Source organism: Citrobacter freundii ATCC 8090 = MTCC 1658 = NBRC 12681 (genome assembly GCF_011064845.1).
Lineage (GTDB): Bacteria > Pseudomonadota > Gammaproteobacteria > Enterobacterales > Enterobacteriaceae > Citrobacter > Citrobacter freundii.
In genome coordinates, this window is record NZ_CP049015.1 from 3,668,605 (window position 1) to 3,692,253 (window position 23,649).

The 23,649-nt window shown below is 53.2% G+C and carries 16 protein-coding genes; 8 read left to right on the forward strand and 8 right to left on the reverse strand.

All coding sequences use genetic code 11. The features are described from left to right. Positions 1 to 4 precede the first annotated feature (4 nt). Positions 5 to 487: an OmpA family protein gene (locus G4551_RS17700; RefSeq protein WP_003839836.1), complete on the forward strand. Its 483-nt coding sequence runs from the start codon at positions 5 to 7 to the stop codon at positions 485 to 487. Positions 488 to 618: 131 nt separating this feature from the next. Here G4551_RS17700 and rplS read toward each other — a convergent pair whose 3' ends face one another. The 5 genes from rplS to ffh all read right to left on the reverse strand — a co-directional run bounded on the left by rplS (position 619) and on the right by ffh (position 4,248). After that, entirely contained in the window at positions 619 to 966 is a 348-nt protein-coding gene (gene rplS, locus G4551_RS17705; protein ID WP_002914145.1) for a 50S ribosomal protein L19, read from the reverse strand. 39 nt (positions 967 to 1,005) lie between these two features. Beyond that, positions 1,006 to 1,773 (reverse strand): tRNA (guanosine(37)-N1)-methyltransferase TrmD, encoded by a 768-nt coding sequence (trmD, locus tag G4551_RS17710; protein WP_003031232.1) that lies wholly within the window; start codon positions 1,771 to 1,773, stop codon positions 1,006 to 1,008. Between the two features lie 44 nt (positions 1,774 to 1,817). Then, positions 1,818 to 2,366: a ribosome maturation factor RimM gene (gene rimM / locus G4551_RS17715; protein WP_003031230.1), complete on the reverse strand. Its 549-nt coding sequence runs from the start codon at positions 2,364 to 2,366 to the stop codon at positions 1,818 to 1,820. Positions 2,367 to 2,384: 18 nt separating this feature from the next. After that, entirely contained in the window at positions 2,385 to 2,633 is a 249-nt protein-coding gene (rpsP, locus tag G4551_RS17720) for a 30S ribosomal protein S16 (RefSeq protein WP_003031228.1), read from the reverse strand. A gap of 253 nt (positions 2,634 to 2,886) precedes the next feature. Then, positions 2,887 to 4,248, reverse strand: a complete 1,362-nt coding sequence (ffh, locus tag G4551_RS17725) for a signal recognition particle protein (RefSeq protein WP_003839832.1) — start codon at positions 4,246 to 4,248, stop codon at positions 2,887 to 2,889. A 165-nt stretch (positions 4,249 to 4,413) separates the two neighbouring features. Here ffh and G4551_RS17730 point away from each other — a divergent pair, with 165 nt between their 5' ends. Continuing rightward, positions 4,414 to 5,205: a cytochrome C assembly family protein gene (locus G4551_RS17730; RefSeq protein WP_003031224.1), complete on the forward strand. Its 792-nt coding sequence runs from the start codon at positions 4,414 to 4,416 to the stop codon at positions 5,203 to 5,205. A gap of 18 nt (positions 5,206 to 5,223) precedes the next feature. Beyond that, positions 5,224 to 6,513, forward strand: a complete 1,290-nt coding sequence (locus tag G4551_RS17735; RefSeq protein WP_008324538.1) for an HlyC/CorC family transporter — start codon at positions 5,224 to 5,226, stop codon at positions 6,511 to 6,513. 49 nt (positions 6,514 to 6,562) lie between these two features. Here the strand turns inward: G4551_RS17735 and grpE are convergent, their stop codons facing one another. Then, positions 6,563 to 7,156: a nucleotide exchange factor GrpE gene (gene grpE, locus G4551_RS17740; RefSeq protein ID WP_003031221.1), complete on the reverse strand. Its 594-nt coding sequence runs from the start codon at positions 7,154 to 7,156 to the stop codon at positions 6,563 to 6,565. 122 nt (positions 7,157 to 7,278) lie between these two features. Here grpE and nadK point away from each other — a divergent pair, with 122 nt between their 5' ends. The 3 genes from nadK (at position 7,279) to bamE (ending at position 10,398) form a co-directional block, all read left to right on the forward strand. Then, positions 7,279 to 8,157: an NAD(+) kinase gene (gene nadK, locus G4551_RS17745; protein WP_003031220.1), complete on the forward strand. Its 879-nt coding sequence runs from the start codon at positions 7,279 to 7,281 to the stop codon at positions 8,155 to 8,157. Positions 8,158 to 8,242: 85 nt separating this feature from the next. Continuing rightward, a complete protein-coding gene (gene recN, locus G4551_RS17750; RefSeq protein ID WP_003839825.1) occupies positions 8,243 to 9,904 on the forward strand; it encodes a DNA repair protein RecN in 1,662 nt (553 codons plus the stop codon). Positions 9,905 to 10,053: 149 nt separating this feature from the next. Beyond that, positions 10,054 to 10,398 carry an outer membrane protein assembly factor BamE gene (gene bamE / locus G4551_RS17755; RefSeq protein ID WP_003826401.1) on the forward strand — a complete coding sequence of 115 codons (345 nt, stop codon included), beginning with the start codon at positions 10,054 to 10,056 and terminating at the stop codon, positions 10,396 to 10,398. Between the two features lie 50 nt (positions 10,399 to 10,448). Here the strand turns inward: bamE and G4551_RS17760 are convergent, their stop codons facing one another. Then, positions 10,449 to 10,745 carry an RnfH family protein gene (locus G4551_RS17760; protein WP_003839823.1) on the reverse strand — a complete coding sequence of 99 codons (297 nt, stop codon included), beginning with the start codon at positions 10,743 to 10,745 and terminating at the stop codon, positions 10,449 to 10,451. Next, positions 10,729 to 11,172 carry a type II toxin-antitoxin system toxin RatA gene (gene ratA, locus G4551_RS17765; RefSeq protein ID WP_003031213.1) on the reverse strand — a complete coding sequence of 148 codons (444 nt, stop codon included), beginning with the start codon at positions 11,170 to 11,172 and terminating at the stop codon, positions 10,729 to 10,731. Before ratA ends, G4551_RS17760 begins: the two co-directional genes overlap by 17 nt. 154 nt (positions 11,173 to 11,326) lie before the next feature. Between ratA and smpB the strand changes: the two genes are divergently transcribed. Together smpB and G4551_RS17775 are read left to right on the forward strand one after the other, a co-directional pair. After that, the gene (smpB, locus tag G4551_RS17770; RefSeq protein ID WP_003031211.1) at positions 11,327 to 11,809 is read left to right on the forward strand and encodes an SsrA-binding protein SmpB; all 483 of its coding nucleotides are present in this window, start codon (positions 11,327 to 11,329) and stop codon (positions 11,807 to 11,809) included. A gap of 582 nt (positions 11,810 to 12,391) precedes the next feature. After that, positions 12,392 to 23,623, forward strand: a complete 11,232-nt coding sequence (locus G4551_RS17775) for a BapA/Bap/LapF family large adhesin (RefSeq protein WP_003839819.1) — start codon at positions 12,392 to 12,394, stop codon at positions 23,621 to 23,623. Positions 23,624 to 23,649 lie beyond the last annotated feature (26 nt).

Here is a 23,649-nt window from a genome sequence, read left to right on the forward strand (position 1 = left end):
ACACATGCTAAAACGTTTATTATCCCCGTTTCTTCTGCTTTTACTGATTCTGGCAGGCTGTCAGGCGCCTCAGGGAAAATTTACCCCAGAGCAAATTGCAGCCATGAAATCGTACGGATTTACCGAAGCTTCCGGAGACTGGTCTCTGGGCCTGTCTGATAACATCCTGTTTGATAAAAATGACTATAAACTCCGTCCTGAAAGTGAAAAACAGATCAAGGAAATGGCATCCAAACTGGCAGCTACCGGGCTAAATCATGCTCGCCTGGACGGTCATACTGATAACTACGGTGAAGACAGCTATAACGAAGCTCTGTCACTCAAACGCGCGAATGTGGTTGCCGATGCCTGGGCACAGGGTGCCAACATTCCCCGCACCAACCTGACGACTCAGGGTCTCGGGAAGAAATATCCCATTGCCAGCAACCAGACATCAAAAGGTCGTGCTGAAAATCGTCGCGTTGCAGTCGTGATCACGACGCCATAATCATCCCCCAACTGGCTGCGCGCCGCGCAGTCATTCCATTGCCATAAAGAACAACAGAGCAAACGTCGGGATAAAAAAAGGGCCAGCCTTTCGGCCAGCCCTTTTCTAACAGGATGTCGCTTGCGCGAATCTTAGTTAAGACGCTCTTTGATACGAGCAGACTTACCAGTGCGCTCACGCAGGTAGTACAGTTTAGCTTTACGAACAGCACCACGACGTTTAACAGCAATGCTGTCAACTACCGGAGAGTGAGTCTGGAAGACACGCTCAACGCCTTCGCCGTTGGAAATTTTACGAACAGTGAATGCAGAGTGCAGACCGCGGTTACGAATAGCGATAACCACGCCCTCGAATGCCTGCAGACGTTTTTTGGAACCTTCAACAACCCATACTTTCACTTCCACGGTATCACCCGGACGGAAGGAAGGTACGTCCTGCTTCATCTGTTCTTGTTCAAGTTGCTTAATAATGTTGCTCATAATTTAATCTCTTATCCTGGGTAAACTGATATTGGGGGCTTACGCCTGCCCATCATGTTTATGTTGCTGTTGTGCGTGTTCCTTTTTGAACTCCGCCAGCAACCTTGCTTGCTCTTCAGTCAGAGCCAGGTTTTCCAGAAGTTCAGGTCTTCTAAGCCAGGTCCGGCCCAGCGACTGTTTCAAACGCCAGCGACGTATCTCAGCGTGGTTTCCTGACAGTAACACTGCCGGTACTTCCATCTGCTCTAACACTTCAGGTCGGGTATAGTGCGGGCAATCCAGCAATCCATCAGCAAACGAATCTTCGATTGCTGAAGCTTCATGACCCAGAACTCCCGGAATAAACCGGGAAACGGAGTCGATCAGCGTCATTGCCGGTAACTCACCACCGCTGAGTACGTAATCGCCGATTGACCATTCTTCGTCAATTTCGGTTTGAATCACGCGCTCATCTATTCCTTCATAGCGACCACATACCAGAATCAGCTTTTGATTCGTGGCCAGTTCGCTAACGCCCGCTTGATCAAGCTTGCGTCCCTGAGGTGACAGATAAATCACCTTTGCGCCTTCACCAGCCGCAGCTTTTGCTGCATGAATGGCGTCCCGTAAAGGTTGCACCATCATTAACATCCCCGGTCCGCCGCCGTACGGACGATCGTCCACGGTACGGTGCCGGTCATGAGTAAAGTCACGAGGACTCCAACTCTGGATGTTCAGCAGGCCATTTTTTACTGCCCGGCCAGTTACCCCGTAATCGGTAATTGCGCGGAACATTTCTGGAAACAGGCTAACGATACCTATAAACACAAGCCAATCCCCATAACGCCGACTTTTACCGTTTATCCGGTGGTTTAAAAACCAGGATCCCAATCTACTTCGATAGTACGAGTAGCGAGATCGACTTTCTTGATAACCTGCCCATCGAGGAACGGCACAAGACGTTCCTTGATACCAAACGCATCTTTCAGGTTTGCCTTGATGACGATGACGTCATTCGAACCGGTTTCCATCATATCGACGACTTTACCGAGATCGTAGCCTTCAGTGGTCACTACCTGGCAGCCCATAAGGTCTTTCCAGTAGTAGGAACCATCTTCCAGCGCTGGCAACTGCGAGGAATCCACGACAATTTCGCAATTAGTCAGTAGATTCGCCGAATCACGATCGTCAACGCCTTTCAGCTTGATGATCAGATCCTGATTGTGGTGCTTCCAGCTTTCCAGCTGTACTTGCTGCCACTGACCCGCCTTCTGGATAAACCAGGGCTGATAGTCAAAAATGCTTTCGGCGTCTTCAGTGGAAGAAAACACTCTGAGCCAACCACGGATACCGTAAGAAGACCCCATTTTCCCCAAAACGATGGGTTCTACAGGAGCCTGTGCGGCGAGTTGCTTGCTCATCATGACCACCGTGACAGATTAAGCTGCTTTGTTTGCTGCTTTGATCAGCGTAGCTACGCGATCAGAAATAGTCGCGCCCTGGCCAACCCAGTGAGCGATGCGATCCAGATCCAGGCGAGTGCCTTCTTCTTTTTCGCTAGCGATTGGGTTAAAGAAGCCAACGCGCTCGATGAAGCGACCGTTGCGTGCATTACGGCTGTCGGTAACAACAACCTGGTAGAACGGACGCTTTTTAGCGCCGTGACGAGCTAAACGAATAGTAACCATAACATCCTCTTGTGTGAATAAAACACCCAGGCCCCATCGAGGAACGGAGCCCGGGTGTCATATTAAAAGCCCGAAAATTTTACTGATTTCTGGGAAAAAAGCAATCAACATGTGATGAAGCTTTATACCAGGGCGTTACCGTTGCAGCCAGTTTGGCGTCGGCGTGCGCGCAGAAAGCGGAGCGTACACGCAGTACGTGAGCATTTCGAGCACACTCCGGCGTCAAAATGGCAAATAAGGTAGCCCGATATATTTATCTACCAGGGAAGCCGGGCGGCATCATCCCCTTCATACCACGCATCATCTTCGCCATACCGCCCTTCTTCATTTTCTTCATCATGCGCTGCATGTCGTCGAACTGTTTCAGAAGGCGGTTTACGTCCTGTACTTGCATACCGCAACCGGCAGCGATACGGCGTTTACGGGAACCTTTGATAATTTCCGGCTTAGCGCGTTCTTTCATCGTCATCGAATTGATGATGGCTTCCATACGCACCAGAACTTTATCGTCCATCTGCGATTTCACATTGTCTGGGATCTGACCCATGCCCGGCAGCTTGCCCATCAGGCTTGCCATACCGCCCATGTTTTTCATCTGATTAAGCTGTTCAAGGAAATCGTTGAGATCGAAGCTATCGCCTTTTTTCAGCTTGCTGGCTAATTTTTCTGCCTGCGCGCGGTCAACCTTGCTTTCGATATCTTCGATCAGCGACAGCACGTCGCCCATGCCGAGAATACGCGAAGCAATCCTGTCCGGGTGGAACGGCTCCAGCGCTTCGGTTTTCTCGCCGACGCCGAGGAATTTAATCGGCTTACCGGTAATATGACGAATAGAAAGCGCCGCACCGCCACGGGCATCACCATCAACTTTTGTCAGTACTACACCGGTTAACGGTAGCGCTTCGTTAAAGGCTTTTGCGGTATTCGCGGCATCCTGACCGGTCATGGCGTCGACCACAAACAGCGTTTCTACCGGTTTGATAGAAGCGTGGACCTGTTTGATTTCGTCCATCATCGCTTCGTCAACGTGCAGACGACCGGCGGTATCCACCAGCAGCACGTCGTAGAATTTGAGTTTGGCTTCTTTCAGCGCGGCGTTAACGATATCGACCGGCTTCTGGCCAACATCCGACGGGAAGAAGTCCACGCCGACCTGCTCGGCCAGAGTTTCCAGCTGTTTGATCGCCGCCGGGCGATAAACGTCCGCGGAGACCACCAGCACTTTCTTCTTGTGCTTCTCGCGCAGGAATTTACCCAGCTTACCGACGCTGGTCGTTTTACCCGCACCCTGCAGGCCCGCCATAAGCACCACGGCTGGCGGCTGTGCAGCCAGATTCAGGGTCTGGTTTTCTTCGCCCATTGCCGCAACCAGTTCGTTACGGACAATCTTGACGAATTCCTGACCCGGCGTCAGGCTTTTGTTAACTTCATGACCAACCGCTTTCTCTTTTACGCGATTGATAAACTCACGCACTACCGGCAGCGCTACGTCAGCCTCCAGCAGCGCCATGCGCACTTCGCGCAGCGTCTCTTTAACGTTGTCTTCAGTAAGGCGTCCACGGCCACTGATATTGCGCAGCGTGCGCGACAAACGATCGGTTAAATTATCAAACATTGTCTCTCGCCTGGGGTGGAAACGGTCGGTCGCGACAGCGACACATCAACATAAATTTGTCGCAGTATAACATGAAGCCGCCTTTGTTGTTATGCAACGGTTGGAGCAGCGGTCACGTAACGCTATACTGCTTTTCTTTATCACTGGCCAATTGTCGACACCTATATGCCCGTTTTTGCTCTGCTTGCTCTTGTCGCCTACTCAGTCAGCCTCGCGCTGATTATTCCCGCTCTGCTGCAAAAAAACAGCGGCTGGCGGCGTATGGCTATTCTCTCTGCGGTTGTCGCGCTGGTAAGCCATGCTATCGCCCTGGAAGCGCGTATTCTGCCCGGCGGTGAAAGCGGACAAAACCTGAGTCTGTTGAACGTCGGCTCGCTGGTGAGCCTGATGATCTGTACGGTAATGACCATTGTCGCTTCCCGCAATCGAGGCTGGCTATTGCTGCCCATTGTCTACGCCTTTGCGCTGATAAACCTGGCCTTCGCCACGTTTATGCCTAACGAGTTCATCACCCATCTCGAAGCTACGCCGGGCATGATGATCCATATCGGGCTTTCGCTTTTCGCTTACGCCACGCTGATTATCGCCGCACTCTATGCGCTACAGCTTGCGTGGATTGACTACCAGCTGAAAAACAAAAAACTGGCTTTCAGCAATGAGATGCCGCCGCTGATGAGTATTGAGCGGAAAATGTTTCATATCACCCAAATTGGCGTGGTTCTGCTGACACTCACCCTGTGCACAGGCCTGTTTTACATGCATAACCTGTTCAGTACCGAGAACATTGATAAAGCCGTTCTCTCTATCGTGGCATGGTTTGTCTATATCGTTCTGTTATGGGGGCATTACCATGAAGGTTGGCGCGGACGTCGCGTCGTATGGTTTAACGTCGCAGGCGCAGGAATTCTGACACTGGCCTATTTCGGCAGTCGTATCCTGCAGCAGTTCGTGAGTTAAATCTTTAAGGAATCCTACGTGGAACACATCTCCACCACCACGCTCATTGTCACGCTCCTCATCATGGTGGTCATTTCCGCCTATTTTTCCGGTTCTGAAACCGGAATGATGACCCTGAATCGCTATCGTCTACGTCATCGGGCCAAGCAGGGAAATCGACAGGCAAAACGCGTTGAAAAGTTACTTCGCAAGCCGGATCGTCTGATAAGCCTGGTGCTCATCGGCAATAATCTGGTGAATATTCTGGCCTCCGCGCTCGGTACTATTGTCGGTATGCGCCTGTATGGCGATGCGGGCGTCGCCATTGCCACTGGGGTACTGACGTTTGTGGTACTGGTTTTTGCCGAAGTACTGCCAAAGACGATTGCCGCACTATATCCGGAAAAAGTCGCCTATCCGAGCAGTGTCCTGCTGGCTCCCCTGCAGATTCTGATGATGCCGTTGGTATGGTTACTCAACACCATCACGCGGCTGCTGATGCGCATGATGGGCATCAAAACGGATATCGTAGTGAGCGGTTCGCTGAGTAAAGATGAACTGCGAACTCTGGTGAATGAATCGCGCTCGCAAATCTCACGCCGTAACCAGGATATGCTGCTGTCAGTGCTGGATCTGGAAAAAGTCAGCGTCGATGACATCATGATCCCGCGTAATGAAATTATCGGCATTGATATCAACGATGACTGGAAATCAATCGTGCGTCAGCTTTCGCACTCTCCGCACGGTCGTATTGTGCTGTATCGTGACTCGCTGGACGACGCTATCAGTATGCTACGCGTACGTGAAGCCTGGCGATTGATGGCCGAGAAAAAAGAGTTCACCAAAGAGACCATGTTACGCGCCGCCGACGAAATTTATTACGTTCCGGAAGGCACGCCACTCAGCACCCAGCTCATTAAATTTCAGCGTAATAAGAAGAAAGTGGGCCTGGTCGTCAATGAATATGGTGATATTCAGGGACTGGTTACGGTCGAGGATATCCTGGAAGAGATTGTTGGTGACTTCACGACCTCAATGTCACCGACGCTTGCCGAAGAAGTCACGCCGCAGAATGACGGTTCGGTTATCATTGACGGTAGCGCCAACGTTCGTGAAATCAATAAGGCGTTTAACTGGCACCTGCCGGAAGATGATGCACGTACCGTGAACGGTATTATTCTTGAAGCGCTGGAAGAAATCCCGGTTGCCGGCACACGTGTGCGTATTGGGCAGTACGATATCGATATTCTCGACGTGCAGGACAATATGATTAAACAGGTGCAGGTGTTGCCCGTCAAACCGCTGCGGGAAAGCGTATCGGACCAGTGAGAGTAATCCAGACCGGGTAGCGCATCAGCATTACCCGGTCTGAGGCTGATTAGCCTTTAGCTTTCGCCACAGAGACCATCGCCGCACGGATGGTACGTCCGTTCAGGGTATAGCCTTTCTGCATAACCATCAGCACATTACCGGCAGCAACGTCGTCAGACTCTACCATGGCAATCGCCTGATGCACGTTCGGGTCCATCGGCACGTCAATATCCGCAACCACTTGTACGCCAAACTTCGCCACAACATCCAGCATTGACTTACGGGTCAGCTCAATACCTTCAACCATCGCCGCCATCGCGTCATTGTCTTTGTCCGCCACTTCCAGCGCACGGTCCAGGCTATCCAGCACCGGCAGCAGCTCGTTGACGAATTTTTCCAGTGCAAACTTATGCGCTTTTTCTACGTCCAGTTCGGTACGACGACGCAGGTTTTCCATTTCCGCTTTGATACGCAACACGCTGTCGCGCTCGCGAGTTTCGGCTTCAGCAAGCTGAGCTTCCAGATTCGCAATTTTTTCATCGCGCGGATCCACCTGCTCAGCAGAAGCGTCTGATTCAACCGCCTCAACTTCTTCGTGCTGATCCATGATAATTTCTTCCGGGGCTTGCCCCTCAGGCGTTTTCTGTTCTTTACTACTCATGAATTTCTCCGCGTTTTTTTCGCATTCATCTCGCTAACCTGGATTATTATGGGGATAAGATTCAGGGTTTCAAGGGAAGTACTCACATTGTCACTAATCTTCGTTACAAGGACCTCGAGAAAATGAACAAACATTTCAAGTGTATTGGCATTGTGGGGCATCCACGTCACCCCACTGCACTGACCACACATGAAATGCTCTACCGTTGGCTGTGCGCCAAAGGTTATGAGGTTATCGTTGAGCAACAAATCGCCCACGAGCTGCAGCTGAAAAATGTGAAAACCGGTACGCTCGCAGAGATTGGCCAGCAGGCAGACCTCGCCGTGGTTGTCGGTGGCGACGGCAATATGCTGGGCGCCGCACGCACCCTGGCACGTTATGACATCAAGGTTATTGGCATTAACCGCGGCAACCTCGGTTTCCTGACCGACCTTGACCCAGACAATGCGCAACAACAGTTAGCTGACGTGCTGGAAGGCCACTACATCAGCGAAAAGCGCTTTTTACTCGAAGCCCAGGTGTGCCAACTGGACTGCCAGAAGCGTATTAGCACTGCGATCAATGAAGTCGTGTTGCACCCCGGAAAAGTGGCGCACATGATTGAATTTGAAGTCTATATCGATGAAATTTTTGCCTTCTCCCAGCGTTCAGACGGCTTGATTATTTCCACACCGACCGGCTCTACCGCCTACTCACTCTCTGCCGGAGGCCCGATACTGACGCCTTCGCTGGATGCCATTACGCTAGTCCCGATGTTCCCACATACGCTCTCCGCACGACCGCTGGTGATCAACAGTAGCAGCACCATTCGCCTGCGCTTCTCTCATCGCCGTAACGATCTGGAAATCAGCTGTGACAGCCAGATCGCCCTGCCTATACAGGAAGGTGAAGACGTATTAATTCGCCGCTGTGATTATCATCTGAACCTGATACACCCAAAAGATTACAGCTATTTCAACACATTAAGCACTAAGTTAGGCTGGTCAAAAAAATTATTCTAATTTAACGCCAACCTCTTTACTGTATAAAAAACCAGTTTATACTGTATGTAATTACAGTTATGGTTTTTCATACAGGAAAACAGCTATGTTGGCACAACTGACCATCAGCAATTTTGCTATCGTTCGTGAACTTGAGATCGATTTCCAGAACGGAATGACCGTTATTACCGGTGAAACCGGTGCGGGTAAGTCCATTGCCATTGATGCTCTCGGTTTGTGCCTGGGCGGACGCGCAGACGCCGACATGGTACGTGCAGGTGCCACGCGAGCCGACCTCTGCGCCCGCTTCACCTTAAAAGACACCCCCGCGGCCCTGCGCTGGCTGGAAGAAAACCAGCTTGAGGAAGGCCGTGAGTGTTTGCTACGTCGCGTTATCAGCAGCGACGGACGTTCACGTGGCTTCATTAACGGCACTGCCGTACCGCTGTCACAGCTGCGCGAGTTGGGCCAGTTGCTTATTCAAATCCACGGTCAGCATGCGCATCAGCTCCTGACAAAATCAGAACACCAAAAATCCCTGCTTGATGGCTACGCCAATGAAGCGTCTCTGACTCAGGAAATGGCTGTGCGCTACCAACTGTGGCACCAAAGCTGCCGTGACCTGGCACATCATCAACAACAGAGTCAGGAACGCGCAGCCCGGGCAGAGCTATTGCAATACCAGTTAAAAGAACTGAACGAATTCAACCCGCAGCCAGGTGAATTTGAGCAAATTGATGAAGAGTACAAGCGTCTGGCTAACAGCGGGCAATTGCTCACCACCAGCCAACAGGCACTGGCTATCATGGCAGACGGCGAAGACGTTAATCTGCAAAGCCAGCTGTACACGGCAAAACAGTTGGTTAGTGAACTGGCAGGAATGGACGGTAAGCTCTCCGGTATTCTGGACATGCTGGAAGAGGCTACTATCCAGCTCAGCGAAGCCAGCGACGAGCTGCGCCACTATTGCGATCGTCTGGATTTAGACCCTAACCGTTTGTTCGAACTTGAGCAGCGTATTTCCAAAAAAATCTCATTGGCGCGAAAGCATCATGTTGCCCCTGAAGCGCTGCCACAGTTCTATCAGTCATTGCTGGATGAACAACAGCAGTTAGACGACCAGGCCGACTCTCTCGAAACCTTAACCCTGGCGGTGAACAATCACCACCAGCAGGCACTGGAAACGGCAAAAATGCTGCACCAACAGCGCCAGCATTATGCTCAGGAACTGGGACAGCTTATTACAGAGAGCATGCATACTCTCTCAATGCCGCACGGTGTCTTTTGCATTGATGTGAAATTTGAGGAACATCATTTGAGCTCAGACGGTGCCGATCGCGTAGAGTTTAAAGTGACCACTAACCCAGGCCAGCCGTTGCAGCCGATTGCGAAAGTCGCTTCCGGTGGGGAATTGTCGCGCATTGCGCTGGCTATTCAGGTTATTACCGCACGTAAAATGGAAACACCGGCGCTGATTTTCGATGAAGTGGATGTCGGCATCAGCGGCCCGACTGCTGCGGTGGTGGGAAAAATGCTGCGTCAGTTGGGCGAGTCAACCCAGGTAATGTGTGTTACTCACCTGCCGCAGGTTGCTGGCTGCGGTCATCAACATTTCTATGTCAGCAAAGAAACTGACGGCGCGATGACCGAAACACACATGCAGCCACTTGATAAACGCGCTCGTCTGCAGGAATTAGCCCGCTTACTCGGAGGTAGCGAAGTAACGCGCAATACCCTCGCAAATGCAAAAGAACTGCTGGCGGCATAAACTTTTTTACCTTGTTAAGGTCTGAGTTCAACATAAAATCGCCGACCGACCCGACAGCAAAAGGTTTTAAAGTGGTGAAAGGTCTATTATCATCGGCATATTACATATGAGCCGCGTACTGCTCGGGCCCGAAAAGGAATCAAATCACTATGCGCTGTAAAACGCTGACTGCTGCTGCAGCAGTACTACTGATGTTGACTGCAGGCTGTTCCACTCTGGAGCGAGTGGTTTACCGCCCTGACATCAACCAGGGAAATTATCTGACACCTACCGATGTCGCCAAAGTGCGCACGGGTATGACGCAACAGCAGGTTGCTTATGCTCTGGGTACACCAATGATGTCCGATCCTTTTGGCACTAACACCTGGTTTTATGTGTTCCGTCAGCAACCTGGTCATGAAGGCGTAACCCAGCAAACACTGACGCTGACTTTTAACAGCAGCGGCGTTTTGACGAACATTGATAACAAACCTGCGTTGACCGACAACAAGTAGGATTAACAGATCAAAAAAAGGTGCTCAATGAGCACCTTTTTTATTGTCTGCTATTTTTTTGCGGATTTCTCTGCTCGCTGTCGGCGCAGCTCTTTCGGATCAGCAATCAGTGGCCGGTATATTTCCACCCGATCGCCGTCATGCAGAACATCAGCAAGCTTAACCGGACGGCTGTATATCCCGACTTTATTTTTGCTGAGATCGATATCGGTACGTAATTCCAGTAGACCGGAAGCGCGGATTGCCTCTTCCACCGTAGCACCCTGTTGCAGTGTTACACGCTGTAGATACTGTTTCTCGGGCAGCGCATACGCCACTTCAACGACAATTTTAGCCGACGCTGACACTGTAAACCTCTTTCGCGCGAACCGTGAAGGCCTGCACCATGTTTGAAGCCAGCTCTTTAAAGATACGACCAAACGCCAGCTCGATTAACTTATTGGTAAACTCAAAATCGAGATGAAATTCAATACGACATGCTTCATGACTCAGTGGCGTAAACTTCCATCCGCCAATGAGTTTCTTGAACGGGCCGTCGACCAGATGCATCAGGATGCTCTGGTTACTGGTCAATTGATTGCGCGTGGTGAACGTTTTGCTAATCCCTGCTTTCGAGACATCCACAGCCGCGGTCATCTGTCCCGGAGTTGACTCCAGCACACGGCTACCGGTGCAACCCGGTAAAAACTGGGGATAGGATTTAACATCATTCACTAGCTGATACATCTGTTCCGCACTGTAAGGCACTAAAGCGGTCCGGCTAATCTGAGGCATAACAATTTCCATCAATATCAATCACACAAATAATACCATTTATCCCCCGCTAAAAAAAACGCTATAGCCTAACTCGTGCTAAGATAGCGCCTTGCGCCCCGCTGGATGAAATGGGGTGTTTTTCGATTCCAGATTACCTATACTGAGCGGCATTATGACGAAGAAAAAAGCACACAAACCTGGCTCAGCCACAATCGCGCTTAACAAGCGCGCACGACACGAATACTTTATTGAAGAAGAGTTCGAAGCAGGACTCGCTCTGCAAGGTTGGGAAGTCAAATCTCTACGCGCAGGTAAAGCTAACATCGGCGATAGCTATGTCATCCTTAAAGACGGCGAAGCGTTCCTGTTTGGCGCCAACTTCACGCCAATGGCTGTTGCCTCAACGCATGTGGTATGTGATCCCACCCGTACCCGTAAGCTGTTGTTAAACCAGCGTGAACTCGACTCCCTGTATGGTCGTATGAATCGTGACGGTTATACCGTCGTTGCGCTTTCACTGTACTGGAAAAATGCCTGGTGCAAAGTGAAAATTGGCGTCGCAAAAGGTAAGAAACAGCACGACAAGCGCTCCGATGTGAAAGAACGCGAATGGCAGTTAGATAAAGCGCGTATTATGAAAAATGCTGGTCGCTAAACGCTACTCCTCTGTGACCAGTCTCTCCCTCTGAGACTGGTTCTTATTTTTTAGTTATTGAAACCCACCCAATACATTCATCAAATTTATGGTTTATTTGTGCTGAATCGTTCAGGTATGAAATAAACTGCCATGGCATTACCGTAGCGACCCATAGTCTAATAAAATAAAACTTCAAGACCATATCGCCTATATTTAGGCTTATTTTATAACACTATTATTACTGTTGTTTATTATACCCCCCTCATTTCAATTTAAATAAAAAACATTAAAATACAATAAGTTAACCAAAAACAAATCATTAAATACGCACCGAAAAGTATCCTTTTCAATTAGCCAAATATATTTTTAATATGGATAAGTTGCAGAATACTTTCTTTCTGACTATATCATCTAATACGAAAGAACTATTCTGTCGGCAGGTCCCGAACGTATTTACTAAGTAAACGAGCATCTGCATGACCTAATCAATGTAATTACATGTGTAAATTCATCTTTATGATGAACGGGGCCCCTGTCTGCTCATTTTCCCAGCTCGCTGTTGCGGATTAATACTCCCGACATGCCATCAGGAGTGAACATATGCGTCTACTCGCCGTTGTATCAAAATTAACTGGCGTTTCCACAAATGTTGAATCCTCTGAAGTTACGCTCAGTTCGCCTTCTATCGTGAAACTGTCAGTGTCGCGTGAGGAGGTAAGTCAACTGACACGCGTTAATCAGGATCTGGTTGTCACACTCCGCTCGGGTGAAACCATCACCATTAAAAACTTCTACGTCGGAAAAGGTGATGCGCAAAACCAGCTTGTTCTGGAAGACAGCAATGGCGCGCTGTGGTGGGTTCAGGATACTGATGGAGCGTTCCACTTCCAGCATTTAGACGATCTCACTCCGCTAATGACTGCCGAGGGAAGCCATGAAGGCGGCGCCGTCTGGCCGTGGCTTCTTGGCGGGATCGCGGTTGCTGGCGGAATTGGCCTTGCCGCAGGTGGAGGTGGCGGCGGTGGAGGTGGCGGCGGTGGAGGTGGCGGCGGTGGAAGCGATAATAACGCCGGAAGCGGTAATGGCAACGGCAACGGCAACGGCGATGGTGGTGGCAACGGTAATGGCGATGGTGATGGCGATGGTGGCGATCCGCCAACGACAACACCTAACGCACCAGATGTGCCGGTTATTACCAGCGTAATCGATGACCAGGAGCTGATTACTGGTCCTGTTAATCAGCAGGAATCCACCAACGATAATACGCCCACTCTCCAGGGCACCGGCCCCGCAAATGCTACATTGCATATTTTTGATAACGGTATAGAAATCGGCCAGGTCGCTATCGATGCCAACGGCAACTGGTCGTTTACGCCATCCTCTCCGCTCGCAGACGGTACCCACCAGTTTACCGTCAGTGCATCAGACGGTACGGGCAGCAGCGGCATGTCGGACAGTTGGGAGATTATTGTCGATACGCTTGCCCCCGACGCCCCTGTAGTCACAGAAGTAACTGACGATTCCGGTTCCATTAAAGGCTTGATCGGTAATAACGGCGTAACCGACGATGCCACGCCAACGCTCACAGGCACTGGCGAAGCCGGTTCTTACATCAGCATTTCTGATAACGGCATTCTGATTGGTATGGTCCAGGTAGATGACAATGGCAACTGGACGTTTACACCGGACACACCGCTTAGCGACGGTGTTCACAATCTGACGCTGACGCAAACTGACGATGCGGGTAACGTGAGCGCGGAAACGAGCGTACCTACATTCACCGTCGATACTACCCCGCCTGAAGGCGCGGTCATTTCCTCCGTTAATCCGGAAGGCACCGAGGTAACCGGTAGTGCAGAGGTAGGAAGCCAGGTCATTATCATCGGTAGTAATAATCAGATTTTGGGTTCAACCACGGTCGGCCAAACCGGCAATTTCGTCATCGCGATTTCACCTTCACAGACGCACGGTGAAGCGCTAATCGCGAAGATTCAGGACCAGGCTGGTAACATCGGGCCAGATACCCCATTCAATGCGACGAACTCGGGCTATCCTGGCGTACCGGTTATCGTCAGCGTGATGGATGACTTCTCCCCATCAACCGGGCCATTGAGCAACAATCAGGCCACCAACGATAATACCCCCACGCTCTCTGGCACTGCCGATGCCAACAGCACGGTGACTATTTACGACAACGGCACAATTATCGACAGCGTACTGGCTGACGGTAACGGTAACTGGACATGGACTTCCAGCTCCCCGTTATCAGATGAGCTACACGCCTTCACCGCCACCGCGACAAACCAGTCAGGTACAGGAGGCATGTCACCAGCGTTCAATATCAACATCGACACCCAGCCACCGTTGCCACCTGATGATCTCAACGTATCTGCAGATGGGACTGTCGTCACCGGAACGACCGAGCCAGGCAATACCGTAGTTATCACCAGCAGTAGCGGAACTCAGATCGGCAGCGGCGTCGCCGGGCCGGATGGCTCATTTACCATCACCATTAACCCACCACAGACCAATGGCGAAAGCATTGAAGCCATCGCAACCGATCCGGCAGGAAACCCAAGCCTGCCAGAAACTGCGCTTGCACCAGACATTACCGCGCCACAGCCCCCGACAAACCTGCTAGTTAATGGCACTGGGGACCAGGTCACCGGCAAGGCCGAACCCAACAGTACGATCAATATTCTGGATCCGGATGGCAATATCATTGGAACAGCAACTGCCGATACAAATGGGGATTTCACCGCAACGCTGGTTCCGCCACAAACCAACGGCGAGCCCCTTACGGCAAATGCGACCGACACCGCAGGCAACAAGGGCGACGACGCCTCTGTCAACGCACCGGACACCACCGCACCTGATGCGCCGACAGGCGTCACAGTTGCAGGAAATGGTGGAGCGGTTAGCGGTCACGCCGAAGCCGGAAGTACCGTCACCGTCAAAGACAGCAACGGGGCTCCTATTGGCGTGGGTCAGGCTGACAGCGGCGGCAATTTCACCGTCCAGATCACCCCGTCGAAAATCAACAATGAAACAGTAAACGTCACCGCAACGGACAGCACTGGTAACGAAAGCCTGCCAACTTCGGCTGTTGCCCCGGATCTCACCGCGCCAAACCAACCCGTTATCATTGCCGTTACTGATGACGTCGCCGATATCACAGGCCCCATCAATAACAATGGGTTAACCAACGACGATAAACCGAAAATTGAGGGCAAAGCTGAGGCCGGCTCTCAGGTCAAAATTTACGATAACGGAACTCTGCTTACGACCATTACCGCTGATATCAACGGTAACTGGAACTATACGCCCACCTCGGCATTGGGCCAGGGGGCACACGTATTTACAGTGACGGCAACCGATGCCGCTAATAACACCAGCACTGCCGCCAGTTGGAAAATCATTGTCGATAGCATCGCGCCGACAGTGCCAGTCATAACGCTGGTTAACGCTGATGTTGGCAGCAGCGCCGGTAACGCCACGAGCAATGCCTGGATTACCAACGACAACACGCCAACCCTCTCAGGTACCGGTGAGCCGGGCTCGCTCGTGAGCCTGTACGATGGCAGTCTGCTGATGACGGTGATGCTTATCGACAGCTCGGGGACCTGGAGCTATACCGTTCCAACTAATCTGGCGCTCAACGATCGCATCCACCAGTTTACGGTATCAGCAACAGATGCAGCCGGTAACGTCATTACCTCGCCCATCGTAGTCAGTGTTACCGTGGATACCCAAGCACCTGGGACCCCCGTGATTTTGACCGCAACCGACGACGTCGGGAATGCACCAACCGATCTGCCCACCGGTAGCCGTTCAAACGATACCCTGCCGCTGCTGAAGGGGACCGGGACCGTCGACTCCACCATCACTATCTATGATGGCGCCACACTTATTGGAACCGCAACGGTCGTGTCTGGGGGCACCTGGAGTTTCCAGGTCACTCAACCGCTGAGTGAAGGTCCACATGCGCTGTCGGCTATCGCAACAGATGCAGCGGGTAACGCCAGCAATGCCGGAAATTTCACGCTGACCATTGATACCACCCCACCAGCGGCTCCGGTGATTATCGCCGGTGAAGGACTCGTGGGCAGCGCCACCGTTGCTCTGGCGAACGGCGGTAGTACGAAAAGTACCGCCCCGGCCCTCTCCGGTACGGGCGAGCCGGGCGCAACCATTACTATTTTTGACAATAACGTCAGTATTGGCACCGCCACCGTTCAACCAAATGGAACCTGGACATTTACCCCAGATCCCGTGCTCATCGAGGGGCCACACAAATTCACCGCCACGGCGACTGACGCTGCAGGTAATACGGGGATCCCATCGGCTAGCTTCACTCTGACGGTAGACAATACGCCTCCCGCGCAGCCTGGCGCCCCTATCATTACTGACGATGTGGCTCCGGTAACGGGCGTGGTCACGAATGGCAACACCAATGACACCACGCCAACCTTTAGCGGTACAGGGAACGTTGGGGATTTGATTACCGTTTATCTGAACGGCACTCCCCCTTTGCAGGGAACAGCAACAGTAGGTGCAGACGGAACCTGGAGCTTTACTCCATCAGCACCGGTTTCCCCTGGTACTTACCAGATAACCCTTACCGCAACCGATCCGGCTGGCAACGTCAGCCAGCCGTCGAATGCCATAACACTGAACATCGACACGACGCCGTCTGCACCTCCGGTGATTATCGCCGCCAATGATAACGTCGGTGGCTCGGTAGGCGATCTCTTGCCCAATGCCGTGACCGATGACGCCACGCCAACCATTCGCGGTACTGGCACTGACGGGGATATCATCACCCTGTATAACAGCGGTGTAGTGATCGGTACGGCAACGGTGGCTGGTGGCACCTGGAGTATTACGCCCGGGACTGCGCTGGCAAACGGCAACTACACGCTGACCGCTACCGCAACCGATGCGGCAGGTAACATCAGCGGCAGCTCAAATAGCATTTCGTTTACGGTGAATACCACCCCGCTCACAGCGCCACTTGTGACGAATATCGAAGATAACGTCGGCGTGATTACCGGTTCGCTCACCAGCGGTAGCGTCACGGACGATACCACCCCAACCATTAGCGGGACGGGTACGCCGGGCAGTACGGTGTTAATTTATGACGGTGGCATTCCCATCGCGATAACCACCGTGGGCGCGAATGGCTCCTGGAGCATAGATGTTCCCCTCACGCCCAACATGATTCATACGCTGACTTTCGGCGCACAAGATGCTACCGGTAATGTGCTGCCGGCAGGAAATCCTGTCACGTTGATTGTTGATACGCTACCTCCTGCAATGCCTATCGTTACCAGCGTTGATCCGAACGGTACGCTGGTTAGCGGTACAGCCGATGCTGGTAGTACCGTGATTATTCGCAGCGGTAGCACCATTCTCGGCCAGGGGGTGGCAGACGGTTCAGGTATCTTCTCTGTCACGATTTCACCAGCGCAAACGGCTGGTCAGGCACTGAATGCCATCGCCCAGGATCCCGCGGGTAACCAGAGCAATCCCACCCCGTTTACCGCTGCTACCTCCAGCGTTCCACACCCGCCAACTCTTGAGATCGTGGATGACGTAGCCCCCGGCATGGGCGAAATCGGCAGCGGAAAAACCACCAACGACACTTTACCGCGGTTGCAAGGAACCGCCACGGCTGGGGCTACAGTGACTATCTATCAAAATGGCGCGTCTATCGCCACGGTCACCGCCGATGCGGTTTCCGGCGCCTGGAGTTATCAGTTGCTCACCCCGCTAACTAACGGCACAACCTATAACTTCGCAGTCTCACAAACCGTCAACTTAATACCCAGCGGGCAGTCACCCAATTATGCCATTACCATCGACACCACCGCGCCGCTGGCACCGCTCATCACCAGCATTATCGATGACGTTTCACCCGGCAGTGGGCCGCTGGATAAAGGACAAATTACCAATGACTCACGCCCGACCTTAAACGGAACCGGCGAAGCGGGAGCAACCATCACCCTCTACGATAACGGTATCGCTTATGCCACAACCACGGTAAACAGCAACGGATTCTGGAGCTTTACCCCGACAGACGCGCTGGGAGAAGGCAATCACCTCTTTACCGCTCGCGCAACCGATGCTGCTGGCAACCAAGGCGATGCCTCCGCTGATTTTCTGATCATTGTTGATACTTTAATTCCGAATGCCCCCTCCATTGTCACAGTCACAGACAACGTTGGCACCATTCAAAACCTGACGTCCGGACAGTCAACTAACGATAATACCCCAACGCTCACGGGCGTTACCGAGGCAGATTCAATTGTCACCATCCGTGATGGCAACACAGTGATTGGCACAACCACCAGCGACGCCAGCGGTAACTGGAGCTTTACGCCAGCCCCTGCGCTCAGTGAAGGCAGCCACTCGCTGACAGCCACCGTCACGGATGGTGCGGGCAACATCAGCCCGGCAGCGCCACCGTTCGTCGTAGTTGTCGATACGCTGGCGCCCGCCGCGCCAAGTATTACCTCGGTCATCGACGATCAGCCGGGAAGCACGCTGTTGACCAACGGCCAACTGACCAATGATGCCCAACCAACACTAAGTGGCACGACCGAAGCTAATGCTATTGTCACCATTCGTAGTAACGGAACGATCATTGGCACCGCAAATGCCGATGGCTCCGGTAGCTGGAGCTTCACCCCAACAAACGCGCTGGCGCAGGGGGAAAATATCTTTACGGTGACCGCAACGGATGCGGCGGGCAACACCAGCGGAGCTTCTGCCTCGTTCACCGTTTTGGTCGATTCAGTTGCCCCGTCTGCACCAGTAATTCTGACCGTTCAGGACAATACCGCGCCGACAACCGGGCCAATCTCCAACGGGCAAATCAGTAACGAAAGTCGCCCGGCGCTCAGCGGTACCGGTGAAGTTGGCGCGACCATTACCGTCCTGAGCGATGGTCAGCCCATTGGCACCACCATCGTCGGCGCAGGCGGAACCTGGAATTTTACGCCCTCAACGACATTGGGTAACGGCCTGCATACTCTGACCGTCACGGCGACAGATAGCGCAGGCAATACCAGTCTGCCTTCAGGCGGCTTTACCTACACCGTCGACACACAAGCACCGGCAGCACCAGTGATTACTCAGGTTGCAGATGATGTCGGCCCGCTGACCGGAAATCTGAACAACGGCCAGGCGACAAACGATGCGCGCCCTACCCTCAGCGGTATGGCTGAAGCCAATTCCACGGTGAGAATTTACGATAACGGATCGTTTATCGGTTCAATCACAGCGGATGGTACAGGCGCCTGGAGCTTCACGCCGGGAACCGCGCTTGGCAACGGCAACCACACGTTGACGGTAACAGCAACCGACGCAGCCGAAAACGTTAGTCCAACGTCCGCTGGATTTAACATCGTTGTTGATACTGTTGCTCCGCTTGCGCCAACGATTATCCAGGCTTTTGATGACGTGGTGCCGGGAACCGGAACGCTGTCGAACGGCGCTTACACCAATGATACTCGCCCCGTACTGAACGGCTCGGCGGAAGCCGGTGCCCGGGTAGCCATCTACGATAATGGCATGCTGCTGGCGACGGTGACTGCGGCAATAGATGGTACCTGGGAATATCTGCCTGCCACACTGGGCAACGGCCAGCATGTCTTTACCGCCATTGCCACGGATGCCGCCGGGAACGTCAGCCCCACCTCAAGCGAATTTATTATCAACGTTGACACGATCGCGCCGTCAGCGCCGCTCCTGACCTCGGTGGTGGATGACGTCGCAGGCGGTGTGTTCAACGCGGGGCTTAGCAACGGGCAACTGACTAACGATGCCCGACCAACGCTCAACGGTACCGCCGAAGCGGGCAGCACCGTCAGCATCTATGACGGCAGCACCCTGCTGGGCACGGCGCTGGTACAAAGTAATAACAGCTGGACGTTTACCCCAACCACGCCGCTGGCGAATGGATCGCACACCTTCACCGTCACCGCTACCGATGCGGCGGGCAACACCAGCGGCGCAACGGCAGGCTTTAGCGTAGTGGTCGACACTACGGCACCAACGCAGCCTTCAATCAGCAGCATTATTGACGATGTTGGGCCAAACACCGGGGTGATTGGCAATAATCAGCCAACCAACGACGCACGCCCAACGTTAAACGGCACCACGGAAGCCAACGCTCGGGTCGATATATATGATAACGGCACCTTTGTAACCAGCGTAACGGCGGACGGCAGCGGCAGCTGGAATTACACGCCACCTACGGCGTTGGGTCAGGGGACGCATTCCTTCACCATCACAGCAACAGACACCGCAGGTAATACCAGCGGGCTATCGTCTGCCTCTGCAATTGTGGTCGATACCGTCGCACCGGGTACTCCAACCGGTCTGGCGGTCAACGCCAACGGCACCACGCTGACCGGCGTTGCCGAAGCAAACAGTACGATAATCATCACCTCCAGCAGCGGAACCGTACTTGGTACCGCAACAGCCAACGCCTCCGGTAATTTCACCTTCACGCTGAGCCCACCGCAAATCAGTGGGCAAACGCTGCTGGTCAGCGCACAGGATGCCGCAGGCAACATCGGCACAGCGGGTAACGTGCTGGCACCGTTTACTGGTGTACCGCCTGCGCCGGTTATTGCCAGCGTATTTGACGACGTGGGCACAATTACAGGTCTGGTCGCGGCAGGTAAAACCACCAATGATACCCGTCCAGCCCTTAGCGGAACGGCGCAGGCTAACACCATCATCAATCTGTACAACAACGGCGTACTCATGGGTAGTACGACCGCAGATAGTAACGGGCTCTGGAACTTTACCCCATCCGGCGCGCTCAGCGAAGGTAACCACGCGTTTACCGCCACGGCAACAAACGCCAACGGCGTAAGCGGGGTGTCCGGCTCGTTCAGCGTGATTGTGGATACCACGCCGCCGACCGCGCCAACGATACTGATCAGCGCCGATGGCGGTACCATCAGCGGCGTCGCCGAAGCGGGAAGCACGGTTACCATCTCTCTTCCGGGCGGCACCAGCGTGACGGCAATCGCCAACAGCAGCGGTGTCTACAGCGTCAACCTGCCGGTTCGCCAGATTGAGGGTCAGTCGCTGTCCGCCACGGCGACCGATGCGGCGGGAAATACCTCATTGCCAACAAGCGCTATCGCGCCGGTATTGCCGCTGCTGGCTGAAGACAATGTCACCAGTCTGCCTCTACAAACCGATGTCACCGTCAGCACCGAGCATCAAAGCGATTATGGTTTCCTGTTGGTCAATGCGCTGGGAAATGTCGCCAACGTGCTGGGGAACGATACAGCAAGCGTCAATTTCAGCATCGCTTCTGGCGGCAGCGGATCCATTACAATCAATGCCGCAGCGACCGGCGTGGTGCTGTCGCTGTTAAACACGCTTGAAGTCGTCATCCAGCGCTTCGACACCGCGCTGAATGCCTGGGTAACGGTGGTGGATACCGGGAAACCAGACTTTGCCAGCCTGCTCACCCTGGGCGCCTCGGGCGTAACGCTCAATTACAGCGGACTGACTGGCGGGGATTACCGCGTAGTCAGCTACAACACCAACCTACTGGCGACAGGGGCATACACCAGCCTTGATGTCTCGGTGGTAAAAGCCAGCGCAGGGACCATCACCGGTGGTACTACCGAGTCTGGCAATATCATCACCGATACCGATCCCGCCAATGGGCAGGATAACGCCCCTTCCGGCACGCTGGTCACCACCATCACTGACGGTAACGGCAACGTGGTGAACATCCCGGTGAGCGGCATTGATGTGCAGGGAAAATACGGCACCCTGCATATCAATCAGAATGGTAGCTACACCTATACTCTGACCAATACGTCAATCTCAGTGTATGGACGTTCCGAAAGCTTTACCTACACGCTAACGCATGGCAGCGATCACTCCTCGGCAAAACTGGTGGTCACGCTGGGTCAGGCCCCAACCACCAGCACGGTAACGGCGGCAGACGATGTGGCTGCGCTGACTTACGGGACGCAGGTCATCGCAGTCGACAACCATCCATCACAACAAACCGGCTTCACGCTCGCCAGCGTTGGTTTGGGACAATTGTTGGATGTTAGCCTGGTCAACGGTTTGACCAACCCGATTAAATTCAACGTTGATGACGGCGCGACACGAACGATCACGGTTCAGGCCAACGTACTTGGCGTAACGCTGGGCGGCTTTGATCTCTATGTCTACCGCTTCAACGAGTCTATTCAGCAGTATGAGCAGTACCGGGTACAGCCGAACTGGGTCACCGCCCTGCTGGGCGGCAGCTCACCGGCGTATACCATTACACTGCCGGGCGGTGACTATCTGTTCCTGCTTAATGCTTCCGGCGGCCTGACGCTACTGACCAGCTATACCCTGAATATTCAGGCCGATCACACCTACGCCGTCGACAGTCTGAGTGCAGCTACCAATGGAAATCTGCTGGCCAACGACTCGGCTCCGGCTAATACCGTTATCACCGAAGTTAACGGTGTCACCGTTAACACAACAGGCACTACCACCATTAACGGACAGTACGGCACACTGACTATTGATGCGAAAGGGAACTATACCTACACGCTGAGAAGCGGACTGGGCGCAGACGGTATCAATACGCCGGACAGCTTTGTGTATAAGGTCAAAGCACCAAACGGCGATACCGGCAGCGCGTCGCTGAACATTACGGCAACCCCACAGGCGCTGGATGCCGTAAACGACATCAGCAGCCAGATGGCGGTCACCACCCAGGCCGATACATCCAGGTCGTTTACCGACAACAGCGTTGGGAACGCCAGTTGGAGCGCCCAACTCCTTTCACCCACCTCACAAAATGGTACTGGCGTCATTGAAGTCGCGACGGGAACGGCGGTGCAAAACGCCATACTGCATTTTAACGTCGCTTCAGGTCTGACGCTGGGCGGACTGACCGTCACCTGGGCGCTGTATGACAGCAACAACATCAAGATTGCCGGTAACTCATTCAATGGCGGATTGCTGATTGGCGGCAATATTGATATTGCCCTCAGCGGGGTAGTACTGCACCCCGGCAACTATCGCCTCGACTATACCGGCAGCGTCGGGGCTCTGGGGCTGGGGAATATCACCATCACCCCCAGCGTGAAAGGCACGATAATCGACCTGCAAAACTTCGAGACTTCCACAGCGAATAGCGTCACCGGCAATATTTATGACGGAGACCATATTGCCAGTGTGCATACCTTGCTAACGGTGAATGGCACGGGCGGCAGCGCCGCCACGCTGGATCCGCTGAGCAGCACGACCAGCGCCATCATTAACGGGTTGTACGGCAAACTGACCATTGGCATTGATGGTCATTACACCTATGCCCTCAACAGCGATGTCTCGCTCTCCACCATCGTCACCAAAGAGACATTTACCTACACCCTTAACGACCTGAATGGCCATACCGATACCGCTACGCTGACCATCAATATGAATCCGCAAGTGGTGAGTACTGTCGATGCCGATCGCCTGACTGGCAGCGCCTACGGCGATACGCTGATTTATCACCTGCTCAATGCCAACGACGCTACCGGCGGTAACGGAACAGCGGACACCTGGACCAACTTCTCGCTGGCCCAGGGTGACAAAATCGATATCGGTGACCTGCTGGTGGGCTGGAACGGGCAGAACGCGACGCTCGGCAACTACCTCACCGTTACCACCAGCGGTAACAACACGGTTATTGCCATCGACCGTGACGGTACGGGCAACACTTATCACTCAACCAATCTCATCACGCTGGAGAATGTACACACCACGCTCGACGAGCTGGTGCAACAAAATCACATTGTGCCCTGAAGTGAACATATAGCGTTAAAGCGCCA

Excerpts from the sequence above, each read along its gene's own strand:
- G4551_RS17700 (WP_003839836.1), top strand. The coding sequence starts at position 5 with ATGCTAAAACGTTTATTATCCCCGTTTCTTCTGCTTTTACTGATTCTG.
- rplS (WP_002914145.1), bottom strand. The coding sequence starts at position 966 with ATGAGCAACATTATTAAGCAACTTGAACAAGAACAGATGAAGCAGGAC.
- rimM (WP_003031230.1), bottom strand. The coding sequence starts at position 2,366 with ATGAGCAAGCAACTCGCCGCACAGGCTCCTGTAGAACCCATCGTTTTG.
- rpsP (WP_003031228.1), bottom strand. The coding sequence starts at position 2,633 with ATGGTTACTATTCGTTTAGCTCGTCACGGCGCTAAAAAGCGTCCGTTC.
- ffh (WP_003839832.1), bottom strand. The coding sequence starts at position 4,248 with ATGTTTGATAATTTAACCGATCGTTTGTCGCGCACGCTGCGCAATATC.
- G4551_RS17730 (WP_003031224.1), top strand. The coding sequence starts at position 4,414 with ATGCCCGTTTTTGCTCTGCTTGCTCTTGTCGCCTACTCAGTCAGCCTC.
- grpE (WP_003031221.1), bottom strand. The coding sequence starts at position 7,156 with ATGAGTAGTAAAGAACAGAAAACGCCTGAGGGGCAAGCCCCGGAAGAA.
- nadK (WP_003031220.1), top strand. The coding sequence starts at position 7,279 with ATGAACAAACATTTCAAGTGTATTGGCATTGTGGGGCATCCACGTCAC.
- recN (WP_003839825.1), top strand. The coding sequence starts at position 8,243 with ATGTTGGCACAACTGACCATCAGCAATTTTGCTATCGTTCGTGAACTT.
- bamE (WP_003826401.1), top strand. The coding sequence starts at position 10,054 with ATGCGCTGTAAAACGCTGACTGCTGCTGCAGCAGTACTACTGATGTTG.
- ratA (WP_003031213.1), bottom strand. The coding sequence starts at position 11,172 with ATGCCTCAGATTAGCCGGACCGCTTTAGTGCCTTACAGTGCGGAACAG.
- smpB (WP_003031211.1), top strand. The coding sequence starts at position 11,327 with ATGACGAAGAAAAAAGCACACAAACCTGGCTCAGCCACAATCGCGCTT.
- G4551_RS17775 (WP_003839819.1), top strand. The coding sequence starts at position 12,392 with ATGCGTCTACTCGCCGTTGTATCAAAATTAACTGGCGTTTCCACAAAT.